The sequence below is a fragment of the uncultured Agrobacterium sp. genome, from assembly GCF_913777885.1.
GTDB lineage: Bacteria > Pseudomonadota > Alphaproteobacteria > Rhizobiales > Rhizobiaceae > Agrobacterium.
Window position 1 is genome coordinate 1 of the sequence record NZ_CAJYTV010000006.1, and the last position, 19,661, is coordinate 19,661.

General features: G+C 56.5%; 17 protein-coding genes. 8 read left to right on the forward strand and 9 right to left on the reverse strand.

All coding sequences use genetic code 11. From position 1 onward, the window contains the following. Positions 1 to 163: 163 nt before the first annotated feature. The 3 genes from QZ869_RS04570 to nspC form a co-directional block, all read right to left on the reverse strand. A protein-coding gene (locus tag QZ869_RS04570; protein ID WP_296102763.1) for an IS630 family transposase occupies positions 164 to 1,112 on the reverse strand; the annotation gives its coding sequence in 2 pieces (ribosomal slippage) (positions 164 to 775 and positions 777 to 1,112; 948 coding nt in all). A 107-nt stretch (positions 1,113 to 1,219) separates the two neighbouring features. Continuing rightward, positions 1,220 to 2,458, reverse strand: coding sequence for a saccharopine dehydrogenase family protein (locus QZ869_RS04575; RefSeq protein WP_296102765.1), 1,239 nt, complete (start codon positions 2,456 to 2,458; stop codon positions 1,220 to 1,222). A gap of 77 nt (positions 2,459 to 2,535) precedes the next feature. Beyond that, positions 2,536 to 3,633 carry a carboxynorspermidine decarboxylase gene (gene nspC / locus QZ869_RS04580; RefSeq protein WP_296083552.1) on the reverse strand — a complete coding sequence of 366 codons (1,098 nt, stop codon included), beginning with the start codon at positions 3,631 to 3,633 and terminating at the stop codon, positions 2,536 to 2,538. Between the two features lie 198 nt (positions 3,634 to 3,831). On the opposite strand from nspC, the gene QZ869_RS04585 reads away from it, so the two are divergent. The 3 genes from QZ869_RS04585 to galE all read left to right on the forward strand — a co-directional run bounded on the left by QZ869_RS04585 (position 3,832) and on the right by galE (position 5,727). Then, positions 3,832 to 4,173, forward strand: coding sequence for a DUF883 domain-containing protein (locus QZ869_RS04585; RefSeq protein ID WP_296017792.1), 342 nt, complete (start codon positions 3,832 to 3,834; stop codon positions 4,171 to 4,173). A gap of 9 nt (positions 4,174 to 4,182) precedes the next feature. Next, positions 4,183 to 4,599, forward strand: coding sequence for a hypothetical protein (locus tag QZ869_RS04590; RefSeq protein WP_296102767.1), 417 nt, complete (start codon positions 4,183 to 4,185; stop codon positions 4,597 to 4,599). Positions 4,600 to 4,743: 144 nt separating this feature from the next. Beyond that, a complete protein-coding gene (galE, locus tag QZ869_RS04595; protein ID WP_296102770.1) occupies positions 4,744 to 5,727 on the forward strand; it encodes a UDP-glucose 4-epimerase GalE in 984 nt (327 codons plus the stop codon). A gap of 186 nt (positions 5,728 to 5,913) precedes the next feature. Here the strand turns inward: galE and QZ869_RS04600 are convergent, their stop codons facing one another. Next, positions 5,914 to 6,477, reverse strand: a complete 564-nt coding sequence (locus QZ869_RS04600; RefSeq protein ID WP_296102772.1) for a PRC-barrel domain-containing protein — start codon at positions 6,475 to 6,477, stop codon at positions 5,914 to 5,916. A gap of 333 nt (positions 6,478 to 6,810) precedes the next feature. Here QZ869_RS04600 and QZ869_RS04605 point away from each other — a divergent pair, with 333 nt between their 5' ends. After that, positions 6,811 to 8,391 carry a sensor histidine kinase gene (locus tag QZ869_RS04605; protein ID WP_296102775.1) on the forward strand — a complete coding sequence of 527 codons (1,581 nt, stop codon included), beginning with the start codon at positions 6,811 to 6,813 and terminating at the stop codon, positions 8,389 to 8,391. 390 nt (positions 8,392 to 8,781) lie between these two features. On the opposite strand, the gene QZ869_RS04610 is transcribed toward QZ869_RS04605, so the two are convergent. Beyond that, entirely contained in the window at positions 8,782 to 9,774 is a 993-nt protein-coding gene (locus QZ869_RS04610; RefSeq protein ID WP_296102778.1) for a sensor histidine kinase, read from the reverse strand. Positions 9,775 to 9,888: 114 nt separating this feature from the next. Beyond that, positions 9,889 to 10,683, reverse strand: a complete 795-nt coding sequence (locus tag QZ869_RS04615; RefSeq protein ID WP_296017806.1) for a response regulator — start codon at positions 10,681 to 10,683, stop codon at positions 9,889 to 9,891. A gap of 137 nt (positions 10,684 to 10,820) precedes the next feature. Here QZ869_RS04615 and QZ869_RS04620 point away from each other — a divergent pair, with 137 nt between their 5' ends. Continuing rightward, positions 10,821 to 11,021, forward strand: a complete 201-nt coding sequence (locus QZ869_RS04620) for a NepR family anti-sigma factor (protein WP_296017809.1) — start codon at positions 10,821 to 10,823, stop codon at positions 11,019 to 11,021. Continuing rightward, on the forward strand, positions 11,018 to 11,587 hold the full coding sequence (locus tag QZ869_RS04625) for a sigma-70 family RNA polymerase sigma factor (RefSeq protein WP_296017811.1): 570 nt from the start codon (positions 11,018 to 11,020) through the stop codon (positions 11,585 to 11,587). Before QZ869_RS04620 ends, QZ869_RS04625 begins: the two co-directional genes overlap by 4 nt. A gap of 40 nt (positions 11,588 to 11,627) precedes the next feature. On the opposite strand, the gene QZ869_RS04630 is transcribed toward QZ869_RS04625, so the two are convergent. Beyond that, on the reverse strand, positions 11,628 to 12,089 hold the full coding sequence (locus QZ869_RS04630; RefSeq protein ID WP_296035800.1) for an Lrp/AsnC ligand binding domain-containing protein: 462 nt from the start codon (positions 12,087 to 12,089) through the stop codon (positions 11,628 to 11,630). A 171-nt stretch (positions 12,090 to 12,260) separates the two neighbouring features. Here QZ869_RS04630 and putA point away from each other — a divergent pair, with 171 nt between their 5' ends. Further along, positions 12,261 to 15,941: a trifunctional transcriptional regulator/proline dehydrogenase/L-glutamate gamma-semialdehyde dehydrogenase gene (gene putA, locus QZ869_RS04635; protein ID WP_296102780.1), complete on the forward strand. Its 3,681-nt coding sequence runs from the start codon at positions 12,261 to 12,263 to the stop codon at positions 15,939 to 15,941. A gap of 64 nt (positions 15,942 to 16,005) precedes the next feature. On the opposite strand, the gene QZ869_RS04640 is transcribed toward putA, so the two are convergent. Then, positions 16,006 to 17,532 carry an aldehyde dehydrogenase family protein gene (locus QZ869_RS04640; protein WP_296017814.1) on the reverse strand — a complete coding sequence of 509 codons (1,527 nt, stop codon included), beginning with the start codon at positions 17,530 to 17,532 and terminating at the stop codon, positions 16,006 to 16,008. Between the two features lie 169 nt (positions 17,533 to 17,701). Here QZ869_RS04640 and QZ869_RS04645 point away from each other — a divergent pair, with 169 nt between their 5' ends. Further along, positions 17,702 to 18,604 carry a LysR family transcriptional regulator gene (locus QZ869_RS04645; protein ID WP_296017816.1) on the forward strand — a complete coding sequence of 301 codons (903 nt, stop codon included), beginning with the start codon at positions 17,702 to 17,704 and terminating at the stop codon, positions 18,602 to 18,604. Between the two features lie 27 nt (positions 18,605 to 18,631). Here QZ869_RS04645 and QZ869_RS04650 read toward each other — a convergent pair whose 3' ends face one another. After that, on the reverse strand, positions 18,632 to 19,519 hold the full coding sequence (locus QZ869_RS04650; RefSeq protein WP_296102782.1) for a DMT family transporter: 888 nt from the start codon (positions 19,517 to 19,519) through the stop codon (positions 18,632 to 18,634). Positions 19,520 to 19,661 lie beyond the last annotated feature (142 nt).

The window sequence follows — 19,661 nt, forward strand, 5'->3', positions numbered from 1 at the left end:
GCGTGGGGATGAGGCGATCAGCCTCAACTTGTCTCCCATTCACCGTCGCACACGCAGATCAACAAACAGCATCATCCTAAAACAGAAAAACCCGCCGAAAAATCGACGGGTTTGTCAGCGGTCTGAGTCCCGCACGAAGCGGGACTTTGTCGTTTAGAGCTTTTCACCTTTTGACGGAAACATACCCTGCGTTTTGGAGATAGTTTGCGCATTCGTCTGGTTGGATTGTTTGGACGAGCGCGCCGATATGTCGCCATGTCTCTTCCATTGTCCGTTTCTGCGCATGACGCATCCAGTGCTTTATCTTTGAGAAGGCCTGTTCGATGGGATTGAGGTCGGGCGAATAGGGCGGCAGGAACCAGAGCCTCGCACCGGCGGCTTTGATGGCGCTGTGGATGGCGGCTGCCTTGTGGCTGCCGAGATTGTCCATGATGACGATATCGCCGGGCTTTAGAATGGGCACCAACTGCTGTTCGACATAGGCGCGGAAGCACTGGCCGTTGATCGGCCCGTCAAAGACGCAAGGTGCTGTCAGCCGATCATTTCTCAAGGCCCCGAGGAATGTCATGGTGCGCCAGTGCCCGTGCGGCGCAAAGGCCCGCAGACGCGTGCCTTTTGGTCCCCAGCCTCTGATGGGGGTCATGTTGGTCTTGATCCAGGTCTCATCGATAAAGACCAGCCGTTCGGGATCAAGGTGATGCTGCAAAGTCATCCATCGCTGTCGTCTGCGAGCCACATCGGCACGCGCCTGCTCAAGGGCAAACAGCGTTTTTTTTGAAGCGCAGTCCTTCGCTGCGGAGGAATTCCCAAATCGCATTATGGGAGACGCGAATACCTCGCGATGACAGTTCCGCCTTTAGGCCATGGAGCGTCAGATGTGGATTTTGAGCGAGCCGCTCGGCAATGAAGTCACGATGCGGCTCAAGTATACGCTTTCGATAACCACCCATCTTGGCAGGGCGAACCGATCCAGTCGCACGATGGCGCTGCGACCACTTCACCACGGAAGAGGCGGCTACTTCAAAGCGCGCAGCCACGGCACGAATGCTCTCGCCGCTCGACACAGCAGCGACAACACGCTCACGAAGATCATTTGATATCGGTGCGGTCATTGGATGCTGGCCTCCGTCCAGCCAGCATCAGTGAATCAGAACAAAACTGATTTGGGAATCCAAATCGATTCAGAAAAATGGTGAACCGCTCTAGATCGCGAGAAAGCTCAGAAGGTCAGAGCGCGATCGCCGTTCTCGTCCTTGATACGGCTTGGAAGACCGATCTTGTTGAGGATATTTAGGAATGGCTGCGGTGGCAGCTCCTCGACATTTGCCATCTGTTTCACATCCCACTCGCCAGACGCGATCAGCATCGCGGCCGCAACGGGGGGAACGCCTGCCGTATAGGAAATACCCTGTGAGCCGACTTCCTCGTAAGCGTCCTTGTGATCGGCCACGTTATAGATAAAGACTTCCCGCTCTTTGCCGTCCTTCGTTCCCTTGACGATATCTCCGATGCAGGTCTTGCCGACATAATCTGGAGCCAGTGAAGACGGATCGGGCAGCACGGCCTTGACGACCTTCAGCGGCACTACTTCCAGACCTTCGGCAGTCTTGACCGGCTTTTCGGAGAGAAGGCCGAGGTTTTTCAAGACGGTGAAGACGTTGATGTAATGGTCGCCAAAGCCCATCCAGAAACGCACGTCCGCGCCGTCCATGTTCTTGGAGAGCGAATGCACTTCATCGTGACCGGTCATGTAGGCTTTTTGCTTACCGACAACGGGCAGATCGAATTCCTGGCCGACTTCAAACATCTGGTTTGTCTGCCACTGGCCATTCTGCCAGGAGTAAACGACGCCGGTGAATTCGCGGAAATTGATTTCCGGATCGAAGTTGGTGGAGAACCAACGACCGTGGCTTCCGGCATTGATATCGACAATATCGACCGACGTCACTTTGTCGAAATACTCATCCTTGGCCAGGCGCGCGTAGGCGTTGACGACACCTGGATCGAAGCCCACGCCCAGAATGGCAGTGACGCCCTTTTTCTTGCATTCCGCGGCGCGCTTCCATTCGTAGTTTCCGTACCACGGTGGCGTCTCGCAGATCTTTGTCGGATCCTCGTGGATCGCGGTATCCATATAGGCAACGCCTGTATCCATGCAGGCCTGAAGAACGGACATGTTGACGAATGCCGAACCGACGTTGATGACGATCTGGACACCGGTCTTTTCTATCAAGGCCTTCGTGGCCTCAATATCCATCGCGTCCAGCGCATGGGCTTCAAGTTTTACCTCGGTCTTGAGGCTCTTCTTTTCACGTACGGATTCGACAATCTTGCGGCACTTATCGACAGTGCGTGACGCAATATGAATGTCTCCCAATACATCGCTATTCTGGGCGCACTTATGCGCCACGACCTGTGCTACGCCACCGGCGCCGATGATGAGAACGTTCTTCTTCATTTCAGGTGATGCCTCCTTTTCCCCGCAGGGATGGCTTGTTGAGTAACGGTGCTACATGCGCCTCTCAGAGCGCGCTGTTACGACAGACTTTGCTGATAGTCGACAAAGTCGAATTCGCGGACGGTGCGAATGCTGCCGTCCAGTTCCTTGATGGCGATCGCCGGCATCTTTACGCCGTTGAACCAGTTCTTCTTGACCATGGTGTATCCCGCCGCATCCTGAAAGGAGACGCGATCACCGACCTTGAGTTCGTTTGCAAACTTGAACTCGCCGAAGACATCGCCTGCGAGGCAGGATTTGCCGCATACCATATAGGAATGCTCGCCCTCGTTGGGCGCAACCTTCGCGTTTTCGCGATAGATCAGGAGATCCAGCATATGGGCTTCGATAGAGCTGTCGACAATAGCCAGGTTCTTGCCATTGTAGAGCGTATCCAGAACCGACACTTCCAGCGTCGTGCTCTTGGTAATCGAAGCTTCGCCCGGTTCAAGATAGACTTGCACGTCGTATTTTTCGGAGAACTGCTTCAGGCGTTCACAGAACTGGTCGAGTGGGTAGTTCTCGCCGGTGAAGTGAATGCCGCCACCAAGGCTGACCCATTCTGCGCGCGACAAAAGTGAACCGAACTTCTCCTCGATCTGGCCAAGCATCTTATCGAAAAGACCGAAATCGTTGTTTTCACAGTTGTTGTGGATCATGAAGCCGGAGATGCGGTCCATGACCTTCTCGACCTTAGCTACATCCCATTCGCCCAAACGGCTAAACGGGCGCGCGGGGTCTGCCAGATCGAAGGTGGAAGAACTCACTTGCGGATTGAGACGCAGACCACGAACGATGCCGGACGCCTTGTCGGCAAAGCGTTCCAGTTGCCCTATGGAATTGAAGATGATCTTGTCGGCGTGAGAGACGACCTCGTCGATCTCGTAATCGGCATAGGCGACCGAATAAGCGTGGGTCTCGCCGCCGAATTTCTCATGTCCCAGACGCACTTCGTAAAGCGATGATGACGTCGTGCCGTCCATGTACTGCGCCATGAAATCGAAGACCGACCATGTCGCGAAACACTTGAGTGCAAGAAGCGCCTTGGCGCCGGATTTTTCGCGCACATAGGCGATCTTCTCCATGTTGCGAAGAAGCTTGGTCTTGTCGATCAGGTAGTAAGGTGTCTGCAGCATCGGCCAGTCGCATCGTCCAATTGATAGAGATCATGAGATCATTTTTCCGGCCTTATATGATGCTTGTGACAGGAAAACAAACCTGTCGGTAACAATTGCGAAGATTCACAGAACGGATTTCGCAGACATCGGGAACAAAAGTCCAAGCGCCACGTTTGGAAGTCAGGCGAAATTTGACACTTCAGAAAAGGATTGAACATGGCAAGCGTTCGCAACGTTGAAGACAAGGTACGCGAAACCCTCAACAGCGCTGAGGCTGAGGACGTCTCTGCACAGCTCTCCCAGCTGCGCGATGACCTGTCCAACCTCGCAAGAAGCGTCAAGGCACTTGGCGTCGGCGTTTCCCATGAGGTCAAGGCGCAGGCATCGCGCGTTGCAGACGACGCCATGGCGAAGTCCGAGCAGACGGTTCACGCGGTTAGAGACGAAATCCAGACCCTCAATGACAATCTAGTCTACCAGGTTCAGCGGAACCCCCTCCAGTCTCTCGGCATCGCCGTTGCGACCGGCTTCCTTCTCGCACTCGTCACGCGTAAATAAGGCGCAGACATGCTTCAAGCATTTTTGCTCTATCTAGGCGATACACAGCGTGAAGGCACCTTCGTGACGCGGCGCATCAAAAGCGCAATCGTGCTTAGGGTTCTTGCCGCCTTCTTTTTTCTGATCGCGGTTATCGCTGGCGGTATCGGCGGATCGATCTATCTCGCGAGGGAAATCGGAGCAGGACCAGCGGCACTTGTTATCGCGGGGATTGCCTTTCTTCTAGGGGTGATCATGCTTGTTGCGCTGGCAGTATCGCGCAGACCTCGTGCCTACCGCACACCCGTGGCGTCACCGCTTGCTGCCGCTCCTCTTGCAGTGGAAGCAGTGGCGGCCGGCGCGTTGGGCAAGCGCCCCTACACTGCTCTTTTGATCGCGATGGCGCTTGGCTTCATCACTACGCGGGTTACTGTCCGCAAAAAGTGAAGATTTCGACGCTTCATCTAAACCGAGCACATGGCACTTGAATGTGGCATGTGCTTCCCGCATTTATTTCCTAGGCTACCGCCTGCCCTTCTGTCGACAAAATGATAGGCAGTTTCCAACCGTCATTTTACGGAAGGATTTTGGATGCGCCAGAAAGTTCTTGTTGTCGGTGGGGCTGGTTATATCGGGTCCCACACCTGCCTTCTCCTTGCGGAAAGGGGTTATGAACCCGTTGTCTTCGATAATCTTTCCAACGGTCATGAAGAGTTTGTCCGCTGGGGGCCTTTCGAACAGGGCGATATTCGCGACCGAGTACGACTGGATGAGGTCTTCGCCAGGCATAAGCCCGTGGCCGTTCTTCATTTTGCCGCTCTGATAGAGGTCGGAGAATCCGTCAAGAATCCCGTGGCATTCTACGACAACAACGTGGTGGGCGCTCTTACACTCTTGTCCGCCACGATGGAGGCTGGAGTAAAGGCCTTCGTCTTTTCATCGACCTGCGCAACCTATGGACTGCCAGAACGCGTGCCACTTGATGAAAGCCACCGTCAAGCACCGATCAATCCATACGGCAGGACGAAGTGGATCGTAGAACAGGCGTTGAAAGATTTCAGCACCTACAACGAGTTGAAGTCGGTCATGCTTCGCTATTTCAATGCGGCGGGCGCGGATTTCGAAGGGCGTATCGGTGAGTGGCACAAGCCGGAAACTCATGCGATACCTTTGGCCATTGAGGCGGCACTTGGCCGTCGACAAGGCTTTAAGGTGTTCGGCACAGATTACGACACGCGCGACGGCACTTGTGTACGCGACTACATACATATCCTGGATCTTGCCGATGCCCATGTCCGTGCCGTGGATTACTTGCTGGCAGGCGGTGACACCGTGGAGCTCAATCTCGGCACCGGTACTGGAACGACAGTGAAGGAGTTGCTGAATGCGATCTCCGAAGTGTCGGGCCGACCTTTCCCAGTCGATTTTGCTGACAGGCGGGAAGGCGATTCCACTACGCTCGTTGCCAATAACGACAAGGCTAGGGACGTACTCGGCTGGGAGCCGAAGTATTCGCTCAAAGATATTATTTCTTCCGCGTGGCGCTGGCATTCTGCGCACAACGCCGAACTGTAAGTTTCAGGCATTCCCGGCGATTGCGCAATCACCGGGAATGCCCTGCATCTTTATGTCTCAATATCTTCTTGGCGCGTCATCAGTTCCGCTTCAGCGGGAAGTGCCTTAAACGTAAAAACACCGGCCGTTAGGCCGGTGTTCCGAGATGAAGCGTCATGCTCCAACTCTCTCCTCTCCCGTAAAGGATCAGGGTTTGGTCGCGCCTGTCTGCGTGGTATCTGTAGCAGCCGGTGTAGCGGTGCTCGCGTTAGCGTTCTTGTCCTTCAAGGTCATGAACTCCGGCGCAGACTTCAGCGATTCCGCAGTCTCCGTGGTCGTCAGACGAACGGTGCCATTGTTGGTGTCGCGAGTGACAGTAATCTTGTCCATTGGCACTGCGACGTCTTTCGCGCCAATTCCAAGGAAGCCGCCGACGCCAACTACAGCTGCGACGATGCCGCCGTTTTCTTCCAGGATGAGGTTGGTTACGTTACCAATGCTCTCGTCTGCGGAGGTATAGACGGAGTTGCCGATGTAATCATTTGCGCTGATCTGATTGGCAGCCTGTTCGGTCAGATAGGAGCCGGATGCAGCGCCTGAGTCAACTGTCGTCGCGCCAGGGGTTGCTGGCATGGCAGGTGTTGCATTCGGGCTCGCAGGAGCCGTGGTACCGGCTGCTGGCGGATTTGCGTCTTGGGCGATGGCTAGCGGTGCGAACGCTGTAGAACCCATAAGGGCGGCCGTCGCGATCAGGGTCAGAGTCTTCTTCATATCGTACCTTCCTTTCATCGTCTCTAAAACCGGTTGGTGACAGTGTATCTGTCTGTTTGGTCAACCTGTTCGTCTGGCAAACGGCAGGACAGCGAAGATTGTTCCGAGATTTCTGCCCGATCAACAAAGGGTGAAAATCAAAAAATATGCGACAGATAGCGGCACACAGGATCGCAAACAGCATTGTGTGCCGAAAATAGAGGCGTATTATCGCTGGAATTTCAGCAAGCATGCACTTCTAGGGGCGTTACGATTTCAAGGTTCAGAGCATTCCTTGCCAGACTGTCTCCCACTGCATCAATAGGCACCTACATCGTCATCATGACGACGCTGGTGACACTTCCGCTGATCGTGTTTGCTGGCTACCTCATGCTGCGCCTGGAGGCGGATGAGCGTGAGGATTTGCAGCGCGAGGCTGTCGATGACGCCCGCGCCATCAGCCGCAACGTTGAGCGGCGTCTGCAGGAAATGAGCACGACACTCAATCTTCTGGCGCAATTTCCAGAACTGGAAAATGGCGATCTCGCCAGCTTCCACCAACGCGTCAGCGAGAGCCTACGAAAAAGAGAAATCTACGTCGTCGTTGCGACACGCGATGGGATGGAGAAGGTCAATACCCGCCTGCCCTATGGGCAACCACTCGGCAAAGTTCCTGAAGCAGCCGGTGTCCAAGCCGCAATCGATGCCAAGCGTGTGACGCTTTCCAACATCTTTTATGCAGAGAACAGGAAGGAATGGGTCTTTACCGTTACGCTTCCCTTGCCTCGGCAACTTTCCGCCGCCGGCGATGTATTGATGGTCACCCAATCGGCACGGGATCTGTCGAACCTCATTTCTACGGATGCGATACCTAACGGATGGTCTGCCGCCGTTCTGGACAATGATGGGCGGGTTGTGATCTCCAGCAATTTGCAGAGAACCGGGTCCGGCGCAGCCTACGAACCGGCAGAGTTGACCTCAAACATAGCGGCTTTCAGCGGAAGTTTCACAGACGCGCACAACAACATTTATGCCTATGCACAGCTTCCCGGCTGGCCATGGAAAGCCATCGTGTCGGGAGCGATCGACCGAAGTGATTCTGCCTTGCGCAGTACATGGCGACAAATGTTGATCGGCAGCTTGGCAATCGTTTTGGTTGCGGTACTTGGCACCTATCTCGTCGGCAGGCAACTGCGTAGATCGGTCGATCAACTCGTGACGGTTGCCGAACGGATAGGCGCCGGCGAGATCGTATCTCGCGTAGAAACCAACGTCGTGGAACTCAACCAGGTTGGAATCGCGCTTTCGAATGCCTCCTTCGATCGCAGTCAAGCCGAGGATCGCAACCAGCTCATTCTACATGAACTGGTTCATCGGTCGAAAAACATGCTGACCCTCGTTCAAGCGATGATGCGCCAACTGGCGCGGGAAAACACGACGGTTGCGGAGCTGCAGAAGGAAGTCGATCACAGGCTTCGCGGCCTGGCCATGTCCATTTCTGCCCTTGCCGAGGTCCAGTGGGAAGGCTTGCCAATCCATCGGCTGATTAAGGGCCATCTCGACGTTTTCGGCAAGACGGCCCAACAGGTTGAGCTTTCTGGCGAGGACTTCCTTCTTTCTCCGGAGGCCGCACAAAATCTGGGCCTGGTCTTTCATGAGCTCAGCACCAACTCCATAAAATATGGTGCGCTCTCGGTGCCGGAAGGTCGGGTTCGTCTACAATGGTCTAAAGACCCATCCGACGATGCTAAGGTCAGAATGGAATGGATCGAAACCGGTGGACCAGCAGCAAGTCCGCCTTCGAGACGTGGATTCGGCACAACCATCATACAACGCCACGCGGAAAGCGCATTTTCTGGCATCGTGTCAGTTGATTATGCACCAAGCGGCTTTAGCTGGACGATGACGGCGCCTGTCAAACGCCTGTTCAAATGAAGCGCGGCAGGGTCGAAAATCGGCCTTAAAAAAAAGTGGAACAAAGAACCGTCAGCAACGTTTTTCAAGCGAGCCAAGCCATTCCCCCGTCCCCGCCTAGAGGCTTGGCATCGCAGGTTTTGCCCCTGAAAACCTGCACCTGAATAGCACGGCTCTTCCCCTAGAGCCGTGCTTTTCTTTTCTAGCGCCAGCAACGAACTTCACCGTTTTAACGCGATCTCATCCTCTGTCGGAACGTTGAGATGCTCTAGACGTCTTCAACGGCTAGATTTATCGATCACAATCATTCTAAGTTGAAATGACATCCTTCGAATTCGACCAGCGCTTGAGGGTGTTGGGCCTCGGAGACGCTGCTCGAAGTAGAACCTGTGCATCTGGAAGTTAGACGCTTTACGAAGCCGCTGGCGCAGGAAACCGTAGGAGGTATCCCACTTCGTCCGCCGAGACGTTATAATGCGCTTCCCCTGCAAGTGCTGCAGGAACGACTTTTTCGAGAACGACACTACCGAAATTGCTTCGACGATCGGCTTCCTCGGAGACGGGAATATCCGTCCGAGTTAGCGGTTCGTTCCAACGCACCTCGAATACATCATCATCACGCCGGCATTCCAGCGTGATGGGTAGATGAAGCGCGAGATTGGGGCTGTGGCTTACGGTGTTGACGACGAGTTCGTGGAACGCAAGGCCGACATAAAGCGCGCCATTGGGGTTGAGTAGAAGATTCTCGCCCTTGACCTGAACAAGGTGAGGATATTCCGGAAGATAGAGATCCGACTGTTGCTTCAGCAAGTCAAAAATCTCCGCGCCTCGCCAATCCGAATCGGTAATCAGATCTTGGGACTGGGCAAGTGCGTGCAGCCGTCCTCTAAATTTCCTCAGGAAATCTTCTTTGGTGAAGCTGAAACGCGCAGTCTGAGCGGATAGGCTTTGAATGATCGCCAGCAGATTCTTGGATCGGTGGCTGACTTCACGCAGGAGAGAGCGCAACAACTGTTCCCGGCGACGCTCGACGGTCACTTCACGTATCGTGGTCTTCAATACCCGCTGACCCGCCATATTGACGGTGGAATACACATGGAACTGGAAGATCCTGTCTTTTCCAGCCATGACTTCAAGCGTGCCGCGGGTACCCGCCGCATTCAGATCTTTCTTCAACTCCGACAGGCGCTGCGCCAACTCCTTGCCGAAAATATTGCTGTCAGTCGGACCTGCGTCATTCTCGTTCGGAAGGTTCCAGACATCCGGCAGGTTGGCGATAAAGATATAGTCGCGATCACGGTCCTGCAGCATCACAGTTTCGCCGGAGTCGAGCAAAGCCAACACCAGCAAATCGTGCAATTCACCTTCGTTCCGGTCTCTATTGTGCCACGCGAGCCGATGCAATTTGATCTCCTAGCGGGAAACGACGTCGAGCGCATACGCGCTCACGCCGACCATTCGTGCGTCAAACGCCCGGCGAACACAAGAGTTGCGGGCTATGACCACTTTCAGCATGGATTACGCGGCAACACGTGAACTTTCGTTGAAGAATAGAGCCTGACTGATCAACGCTTTGACCATATCCGGGTTGAACGGCTTGGTCACGAGGAAGGTTGGTTCTGGACGCTCTCCCGTCAGCAGACGCTCTGGGAAAGCGGTGATGAAGATCACCGGCAGCGTCGTCATTTGAAGAATGTCGTTCATGGCGTCAAGACCGGAGCTGCCATCGGCCAATTGAATATCGGCAAGGATCATCTTGGGCTGGGTGCGATGGAACAGCTCAAGCGCTTCCTTGTGGGTACGGGCTATACCGGTAACGTTGTGGCCAAGATCTGTGACCATCTGCTCGATATCCATCGCGATCAACGGTTCGTCCTCGATGATCATGATATCGGTCGCTACCTGGCGCGCGATCTCAGAGGCGGCCTCGTCGATGAGCTTGCCAATTTCGCTTTCCGGAACCTGAAGGACTTCGGCTGCTTCAGCCGGAGAGAACTCTTCAACCGTGGTCAACAGGAAGGCTTTTCTTGGCATGGCAGGAACTGCTGAAAGATTGGCAGAAGCCCGCTTCTCCCACCCCGTCAGATTTTCGTCCGTTTTGATGTTGATCGCCACGGAACTAAAGATGGATACGAACAATTGATAAAGTGAAACGCGATCGCTGCTCGTCTTCGGGAAGATGCTGACATCAGCGATCAGAGCCTCGAGGCTAGCCGCCACGTAGGCATCGCCCGTGGACTGAGAGCCGCAAACAGCACGCGCGAACCTGCGAAGATAAGGCAGATGCGGTGCGATGCGTGTAGAAACGGACATGTAATACTCCCCTGTTCATGCGGCCTGCAGCGCAAACCTGAGAAACAAATGCATGACTGCAAAAAAAGTTCCATGCCCTTGGAACGTTTTTTTTGCAGGCGCATTTGTAATGCATCACATAAGGAATACCCGAACTCATGAGTATGTTTCAATCGGATCAGGATTCGTCTGATAACGGAGCGGGGCCAACCGTGCCCGATTCCGGACGAGCGGTCATTACACGGAAACTGAGAGAGCTTTACGACGCCGTTCAAGAAGAAGGCATCCCGGACAAGTTTCTCGATCTCCTGGAAAAGCTTGACGAGGCTGAGCGCAAATCGAAAGCGTCGGGTGAATGATGACCAAAGACGCGGAAACGAACGGCCACAACTTCAAGCGCGAGATGCTGGCGGCTTTGCCAAACCTTCGCGCCTTTGCAATTTCTTTGATACGTTCGCGCGATCGCGCTGACGATCTCGTCCAGGACACGATCATGAAGGCCTGGGCAAAGCAGGAAAGCTATCAGCCCGGAACCAACATGCGCGCCTGGCTCGTCACGATCCTACGCAACGAGTTTTACAGCCAGATCCGCAAGTCTGGTCGAGAAGTGCAAGACACCGATGGCGCCTACACTTCGCGCCTCTCCGTGCCGCCCGAACAGCACGGATCGGTCGATCTGCATGATTTTCGCCAGGCACTCGAGAAACTGCCAGATGATCAGCGTGAAGCCATTCTCCTGATCGGAGCCTCCGGCTTTGCCTACGAGGAAGCTGCGGAGATTTGCGGTTGCCCTGTCGGAACAATCAAAAGCCGTGTCAGCCGTGCGCGTATGCGTCTTCAGGAACTGCTTGGGATCGAAAGCGAAAACGAGTTTGGCCCAGACGCTCAGACGACAGCGGTCACCGCTGCTGTATCCATGCGTTGATCGGCCTGTAAATCATGGGTGCCGCTCCTGGCGGCATCCACTACATCCCCGTATCCTTGACCGATTCCATCACCACGAATGTCGAGGTGTTGGCGACACAGGGCAGGCTTGAGATCTTCTCGCCGAGAACCCTCCGGTACTTGCGGATATCGGTCGTTCGAACCTTGAGCAGATAGTCGAACGCACCGGCAATCATGTGACACTCCTCGACTTCCTTTATTTTGCGCACGGCCGCATTGAACTCGTCCAATGCCTTCTCTCGCGTATCCGAGAGCTTGACCTCCGTGAACGCGATGTGGTCGAGTCCCAGCTTTGCCGGGTTGAGCGACGCTCGGAACCCCAAAATATAGCCTTCATCGACGAGACGCTTCAGCCTTGTTTGACAGGGCGTTTTCGAAAGCCCCACGCGACGCGACAATTCCAGAACGGACAGTCGACCTTCCTCGCTCAATGCCTCGATGATCTTCACATCGAAGTGATCCAAATCACCTGTTTCTGGCATTTTAACCATTCATTTTTCCCGAATTAATGAAAAACATAAGATCATATTTCCTTTCTTATCTCGAAAATAAGACCATATCAATTTTGTCGCCGGTGATATTCTGCGGGCAGGCATAGAGAAGGCTTGAAGACAGCCACATCTCTTTTACGAGTCCAATCGAGGGACAATCCGATGGCAGGAACTGCATCCACCGTTTCACTGGGCGAAGCATCGCCACGCGGGATTTTTGACCGGTTTGCACCGGGGATCCGCGAGCATAATGCGCTGAGGCAAGCAATCACGGCTGCCTACCGCCGTCCCGAACCGGAATGCATGGCACCGCTGCTGGAGGCGGCGACGGTCAGCGACAGGGACGCGGAAACAATTCGCGCAACGGCTCGTAGACTGATTGAAGCGTTGCGGGCAAAAGCTAAGGGCACCGGTGTAGAAGGTTTGGTGCAGGAATATTCACTGTCGAGCCAGGAAGGCGTGGCGCTGATGTGTCTTGCGGAGGCGCTTTTGCGTATTCCCGACACCGCAACGCGCGATGCGCTGATCCGCGACAAGATCGCAACCGGTGACTGGAAATCACATCTGGGCGGCGGGCGCTCGCTCTTCGTGAATGCTGCGACCTGGGGTCTGGTCATCACCGGCAAGCTCACGTCGACCGTCAACGACAAGGGTTTGTCCGCCGCGCTGACGAAGCTCATCTCCCGCGCCGGCGAGCCTGTGATCCGTCGTGGTGTCGACATGGCAATGCGCATGATGGGCGAGCAATTCGTCACAGGCCAGACCATCGAGGAAGCCATCAGCCGCTCGCGGCCGCTTGAAGCCAAGGGCTTCCAGTACTCTTACGATATGCTGGGAGAAGCCGCGACGACCGCAAAGGATGCGGAACGCTACTACCGCGACTACGAGCAGGCGATCCACGCCATCGGCAAGGCATCGGCAGGCCGGGGCGTCTATGGCGGACCGGGCATTTCCATCAAGCTTTCTGCCCTCCACCCGCGCTATTCCCGCTCTCAAGGCGAGCGGGTGATGGCGGAACTTCTACCACGCGTGAAGGCCCTGATGCTGCTGGCAAAGCGCTACGACATTGGTCTGAACATCGATGCCGAAGAGGCCGATCGCCTTGAAATTTCGCTCGATCTGCTAGAATCCCTGGCACTCGATGCCGACCTTGGAAGCTGGGCGGGCCTTGGCTTCGTCGTGCAGGCTTACGGCCGCCGTTGCCCCTTCGTCCTCGACTACATCATCGATCTTGCTCGGCGTGCCAATCGCCGCATCATGGTGCGATTGGTCAAGGGCGCCTATTGGGATGCCGAGATCAAACGGGCGCAGCTCGATGGCCTGGAAGACTTTCCGGTCTTTACCCGCAAAGTCCACACGGATGTCTCCTACATAGCTTGCGCCAGAAAGCTGCTGGCTGCGCGTGACGTCATCTTCCCGCAATTTGCCACCCACAATGCGCAATCGATGGCGACGATCTACCATCTGGCGGGTGCTGACTTCAAAATCGGTGACTACGAGTTCCAGTGCCTGCATGGCATGGGCGAACCACTTTACAGCGAAGTCGTCGGCAAGCAGAATCTCGACCGTCCGTGCCGCTTCTACGCGCCGGTCGGCACGCATGAGACGCTGCTTGCTTACCTCGTCCGCCGCCTGCTGGAGAATGGTGCGAATTCCTCCTTCGTCAACCGCATCGCCGACGCGAAGGTGCCTGTCGATTCGCTCCTGGAAGATCCGGTTACCGTCGTCAAGGCGATGCCGGTTCCAGGCGCACAGCATGACAAGATCGCCAAGCCCGAAGCGCTTTATGGCGCGCGCATCAATTCCAGCGGCCTGGATCTTGCCAATGAGAATACGCTCCGCGAACTCGGTGAGGCGTTTTCAAGCAGCGTCACGATGGAATGGAAGGCTGCCGCTCTCGACGCCTCGGGAAATACGCGCCCAGTCACCAATCCCGGCGACCACGACGACATTGTGGGCTACGTGATCGAGCCAACCCAAGAGGATGTTTCAAAGGCCCTGGCGGTTGCGGCAGCTTCTTCCTGGCCGCAGTCCAGCATCGAGACCCGTGCTTATTGCCTGGAAAAAGCGGCTGACCTCATGCAGGCACGAATGCCAATATTGCTTGGGCTCATCATGCGCGAGGCGGGGAAATCGGCGCCCAATGCCATTGCGGAAGTGCGCGAAGCCATTGACTTCCTGCGCTATTACGCGGCGGAAGCGCGCCACACATTCGGGCTCCTGCAACAGCCGCTCGGACCGATCGTCTGCATCAGCCCCTGGAACTTCCCGCTGGCGATCTTCATCGGCCAGGTCGCGGCGGCGCTGGTTGCCGGCAACCCGGTTCTGGCAAAACCCGCGGAAGAGACCCCGCTGATCGCGGCTGAAGGCGTTCGGCTTCTGCATGAAGCCGGCATTCCTGCCGATGCCGTGCAGCTCCTGCCGGGTGCAGGCCAGACGGGCGCACAGCTGGTCGCAGCCCCGCAGACGGCTGGCGTCATGTTCACCGGCTCGACCGAAGTGGCGCGTCTGATCCAGAAGCAGCTTGCCGAGCGCGTCTCAAGCGAAGGCCGTACCATTCCGCTCATTGCCGAAACCGGCGGCCAGAACGCCATGATCGTCGATTCCTCGGCGCTTGCCGAACAGGTCGTGGCTGACGTCATCGCCTCGGCTTTCGACAGTGCCGGTCAGCGCTGTTCGGCGCTTCGCGTTCTATGCCTTCAGGACGATGTAGCGGATCGGACGCTGACGATGCTGAAGGGGGCGCTGCATGAGTTGCGCATTGGCAGAACCGACCAACTCTCCGTCGATGTCGGTCCGGTGATCAGCGCCGAAGCCAAGGACAATATCGAGAAGCACATCGAATCCATGCGCAGCCTCGGCAACACGATCGAGCAAATTTCGCTCGTCAGTGACAATAGCAATGGCACCTTCGTGTCGCCGACCATCATCGAGTTGAAGTCGCTTGCCGATCTGAAGCGCGAAGTTTTCGGCCCGGTCCTGCACGTCATCCGCTTCAAGCGTGAAAAGCTCGATCAGCTGATCGACGATATCAACGCGACTGGCTATGGCCTCACCTTCGGCCTGCATACGCGTCTCGATGCGACCATCGCCCATGTTTTGTCGCGGGTGAAGGCAGGCAACCTCTACGTTAACCGCAATATCATCGGCGCAGTCGTCGGTGTTCAACCTTTCGGCGGTCGCGGTCTGTCCGGCACCGGCCCCAAGGCAGGGGGCCCGCTTTACCTCGGCAGGCTCACACGTGCGGCCCCGGCGGTGGAACGCACTGGGCAGCACAAGGACCAGGCTGTCCTCGATCTGGCACAGTGGTTGGATACCAAGAACGAAACGCAGGCCGCGGAAGTCGCAAGGACATCTGCCCAATCGTCCGCACTCGGCTTCGAGACGGAGCTTGCTGGCCCAGTTGGCGAGCGTAACGTGTATGCGCTACATCCACGCGGCAAGGTTCTGCTCGCACCTGTTTCGACGCACGGTTTATATCGACAACTTGCGGCAGCACTTGCGACTGGCAACACCATCGTCGTCGATAAGGATAGCGGTCTGGAAGAGGCGCTGGCGGGCGCACCGGTCTCGGTTAGGAACAGGCTGTCCTGGAGCGCCGATTGGCAGAGGACAGGTCCCTTCGCAGGCGCCCTTGTCGAAGGGGATTCGGATCGAATTCGCGCCGTAAACAGCCGGATTGCCACGCTGGAAGGTCCGCTTGTACTGGTTCAGGCGGCATCAATGGATGAGGTGCAGGGCGTGAGCCAGCCCTACAATCTCAACTGGTTGCTGGAAGAAGTCTCCATCAGCGTCAACACCACCGCGGCGGGCGGCAATGCCAGCCTGATGTCAATCGGCTGAACGATAAAAGGCTGGCGGGACTTCTCCTGCCAGCCTTTCTACTTTTCGAATTGATCGAGTGGCCTTACTCGATATCGAACGATACGCCTTGGGCTAAGGGAAGGGCTTTGGAGTAGTTGACCGTATTGGTCGCACGGCGCATATACGCCTTCCACGAGTCGGAACCGGACTCTCGGCCACCACCCGTTTCTTTCTCACCGCCGAATGCGCCGCCGATTTCAGCGCCGGAGGTGCCGATGTTGACATTGGCAATACCGCAATCGGAGCCATCGGCAGCCAAAAAGCGTTCCGCCTCCTGAAGGTCCTTGGTGAAGATGGAGGAGGATAGACCGGCCGCAACGGCGTTGTGTTCTTCGATCGCCGAATCGAGATCGGAATACTTCATCACATAGAGGATCGGCGCGAAGGTTTCTTCAAGAACCGGACCAACCTGCTTCGGCATCTCAACAAGCGCGGGCTTGACGTAATACCCGTTTGCAGCACCGGTATCGACGCGCTCGCCACCGGCGACGACACCACCATGTGCCTTCGCCTCTGCAAGGGCCTTCTGCATTCCATCAAACGCAGCCTTATCGACCAACGGGCCGACGAGTGCGGAGGTTTCGAGCGGATTGCCGACGGATACGGATGCGTAAGCTTTCTTCAAACGTGGCACCAGTTGGTCGTAGACGCTCTCATGAACGAAAAGGCGGCGCAGCGTCGTGCAACGCTGCCCTGCCGTTCCCATGGCGCCGAAGGCAATAGCACGCAGCGCCATGTCGAGATCAGCCGAGGGGCAGACGATGCCGGCATTGTTGCCGCCAAGCTCGAGGATGGCGCGAGCAAAGCGCTTGGCAAGGCGCGGACCGACATCGCGGCCCATGCGGGTCGAACCGGTGGCAGAAACCAGCGGCACCTTCGGGTGATCGACCAGCGCTTCGCCCACGGCACGGTCGCCGATGATGATCTGGCTTAGCCCCTCCGGCGCATCGCCAAAGCGGGCCACGGCGCGCTCGAAGATGCCCTGCACGGCGAGCGCCGTCAGCGGCGTCTTCTCCGAAGGCTTCCAAACGACCGAGTTGCCGCACACGATGGCAAGCGCTGCATTCCAGGACCAGACGGCAACGGGGAAGTTGAAGGCGGAGATAACGCCGACCACACCGAGCGGATGCCAGGTTTCCATCATGCGGTGGCCGGGGCGTTCAGTCGCAATCGTCAGGCCGTAGAGCTGGCGCGACAGGCCGACGGCGAAATCGCAGATGTCGATCATTTCCTGCACTTCGCCCAGACCTTCTGACGGGATCTTGCCGGCTTCGAGCGAAACCAGGCGACCGAGATCGGTCTTGAAGGCGCGCAGTTCTTCGCCCAGCAGTCGGATCAGTTCACCGCGCCGGGGCGCTGGCACCAGACGCCAGGCGCGGAACGCAGCGTCTGCCTTTTCGACGATCCCCGCCACGTCGGAGGGGGAAACGGTCTTGAGGCTTGCCACTTGCTCGCCGGTCACCGGGCTGAAGGAGGCCATATCGCCACCCTGATAAAGTTCGGACGAAACGCCCATCTTCGAAAGAAGCGCGGCGGCTTCCTTGACGACATCGACTTTGGCTGCGGTCATATTCTGGCTCCCTTGAGGACTTCGCCACTTCGTCTCGCAGCATGCAAGCGGTGGCTCACGGCAATTGGCGCGGATGGCAGACCACCCATTTCATTCTCTTTCCAGATCATATACGTCTGGAAGCGCCCATTTCAAATGAGGAAAGCGGGTGTGTTGATGCGAGGCAGGAATGGATACGCGCAGACGGCTGGTGCCGGACATCGTTACGTTGCAGGCTTTTGAATGTGCCGCCAGGCACGGTAATTTCACGCGTGCGGCGGAAGAACTGAACCTGACGCAAAGTGCGGTCAGCCGTCAGATCAGCGATCTCGAAGCCCAGACAGGCATGCTGCTCTTCGAGCGTATCCGGCGCCGGGTCGTACTTTCGGATGCCGGGCGCAAGTTTCTGCCGGACGTCCAGAAGCTCTTGCATCAATCCGAACAGTTGATGGTGCGTGCGGTCACTGCTGGCACCTCCAGCACCTCGCTTTCCATCGCCACCCTGCCCACCTTCGGCAGCCGCTGGCTGACGCCGCGGCTCCATAAATTTATGGCACTCTATCCGGATACGGTTCTAACGGTGGGGTCGCGATCACAACCATTCGACTTCGATGAAGAGAGCTTCGATATCGCCATCCATTACGGGCAAGCCGTTTGGGCCCGTGGCACCTGCACCTTTCTCTGCAACGAGGTCATCGTTCCGGTCGCGAGCCGATCTATGCTCACCAAATACGCGCCGAAGACTTTTGCCGATCTTATTTCAAGCCCTCTGCTTCACGTGACAACGCGACCCAAGCTATGGACGGATTGGTTCGAGATGAACGGCATTTCATCCGATGACGCCTATAGAGGCGGCCGGTTCGATCAGTTTTCGATGTTGATCGAAGCGGCAGTTAGCGGCCTCGGCTTCGCGCTCCTGCCGAAATATCTGATCGAGCCGGAACTGGCGTCAGGTCAACTCTGCGTCGTTTTCGATGTGCCGCTCAAGACCGACAAGAGCTATCATATAGCGCTCCCGGAGGGACGGCAGGACAATGTGCTGGCGGCAGCCTTTCAGGCCTGGCTTCTCGAACAGGTTGGCAAACCGCTCTAAGTTCGAAAAGGGTTCACGCCGGCATCGTTACAGACGGTTGCGAAAAAATGGGTTCCAACGCACCGCCCCAAGTCTGATCTTTTCGCGCATCATTGTCAGAAGCCCAGCACTGGCAATGACGATGAGACCAAAGACCGCGAGGGTATCCGGATACTCTGCAAAAAAGAATGCGCCGATGCCGACTGCCCAGAGTATCTGGGAATAATGCGACGGCGCAATCTGGCTGGCGGGCGCGACCTTCGTCGCCGTGAGAAGCGTGATCTGGCCGACAGCGGTGCAGATGCCGATGACGATGAAGGCGCCGACCTGATGAAGGGTCGGCACGTGGAAGTGCGGAATGGCCAGAAGACCGTTGAAGGTCAGGCCGTAGATAAGCAACACCCCCATGATCGAGGTGCGTTTCTCCCGTCCGGCAAGCGAGCGCAGGATAACAATGGTCATCGCTGCGAGAAAAGCGACACCGACTGCCGCCAGATGTCCCAACTCCAGCGCCTTGAAGCCCGGACGCACGACGAGAAAAACGCCGATGATGCCAGCGAACACCGCAGACCAGCGCCACAAGCCAATATCCTCCTTCAGCACCATCGCCGACAGGATCGTCACGAACAAGGGTGACAGAAAGATCAGTGCATAGGCTTCCGCGAGAGGTAGCGTCGTGAAGGCATAGATGCCGAGAATACCTGCAAGCAGACCGGATATTGCACGCCCATGGACAGCAAAAGGTCTGCTCATGCGCCAGAACTCCCGCCAGCGCTCTTCCCTTGGCTTGGTAAAGAAAATGATCGCGGCAGACGATAGGATGCTAAAGAACCCGATCTCGAAAACCGTGACTTGCGCGCCGAGCGACTTGATCGTTGCGTCTCCCCAGGAAAAGCTGGCATAGGCGAGCAGGCCGAGAAGAAAACCTTTTTGCATGACGATCAAATCCAAATTCGAGCGGTGCAGGAACGGCCGAGCCGTTTTGCGCAAGCGACGGAATGCGCCTCAAATCATGAATGCGTATCGCTCCCGGTAACAAGGGCTACGCCTCATACTCCCCGCTCACAAGGCAGAAACA

Excerpts from the sequence above, each read along its gene's own strand:
- QZ869_RS04575 (WP_296102765.1), bottom strand. The coding sequence starts at position 2,458 with ATGAAGAAGAACGTTCTCATCATCGGCGCCGGTGGCGTAGCACAGGTC.
- nspC (WP_296083552.1), bottom strand. The coding sequence starts at position 3,633 with ATGCTGCAGACACCTTACTACCTGATCGACAAGACCAAGCTTCTTCGC.
- QZ869_RS04585 (WP_296017792.1), top strand. The coding sequence starts at position 3,832 with ATGGCAAGCGTTCGCAACGTTGAAGACAAGGTACGCGAAACCCTCAAC.
- QZ869_RS04590 (WP_296102767.1), top strand. The coding sequence starts at position 4,183 with ATGCTTCAAGCATTTTTGCTCTATCTAGGCGATACACAGCGTGAAGGC.
- galE (WP_296102770.1), top strand. The coding sequence starts at position 4,744 with ATGCGCCAGAAAGTTCTTGTTGTCGGTGGGGCTGGTTATATCGGGTCC.
- QZ869_RS04600 (WP_296102772.1), bottom strand. The coding sequence starts at position 6,477 with ATGAAGAAGACTCTGACCCTGATCGCGACGGCCGCCCTTATGGGTTCT.
- QZ869_RS04615 (WP_296017806.1), bottom strand. The coding sequence starts at position 10,683 with ATGTCCGTTTCTACACGCATCGCACCGCATCTGCCTTATCTTCGCAGG.
- QZ869_RS04620 (WP_296017809.1), top strand. The coding sequence starts at position 10,821 with ATGAGTATGTTTCAATCGGATCAGGATTCGTCTGATAACGGAGCGGGG.
- QZ869_RS04625 (WP_296017811.1), top strand. The coding sequence starts at position 11,018 with ATGATGACCAAAGACGCGGAAACGAACGGCCACAACTTCAAGCGCGAG.
- QZ869_RS04630 (WP_296035800.1), bottom strand. The coding sequence starts at position 12,089 with ATGCCAGAAACAGGTGATTTGGATCACTTCGATGTGAAGATCATCGAG.
- putA (WP_296102780.1), top strand. The coding sequence starts at position 12,261 with ATGGCAGGAACTGCATCCACCGTTTCACTGGGCGAAGCATCGCCACGC.
- QZ869_RS04640 (WP_296017814.1), bottom strand. The coding sequence starts at position 17,532 with ATGACCGCAGCCAAAGTCGATGTCGTCAAGGAAGCCGCCGCGCTTCTT.
- QZ869_RS04645 (WP_296017816.1), top strand. The coding sequence starts at position 17,702 with ATGGATACGCGCAGACGGCTGGTGCCGGACATCGTTACGTTGCAGGCT.
- QZ869_RS04650 (WP_296102782.1), bottom strand. The coding sequence starts at position 19,519 with ATGCAAAAAGGTTTTCTTCTCGGCCTGCTCGCCTATGCCAGCTTTTCC.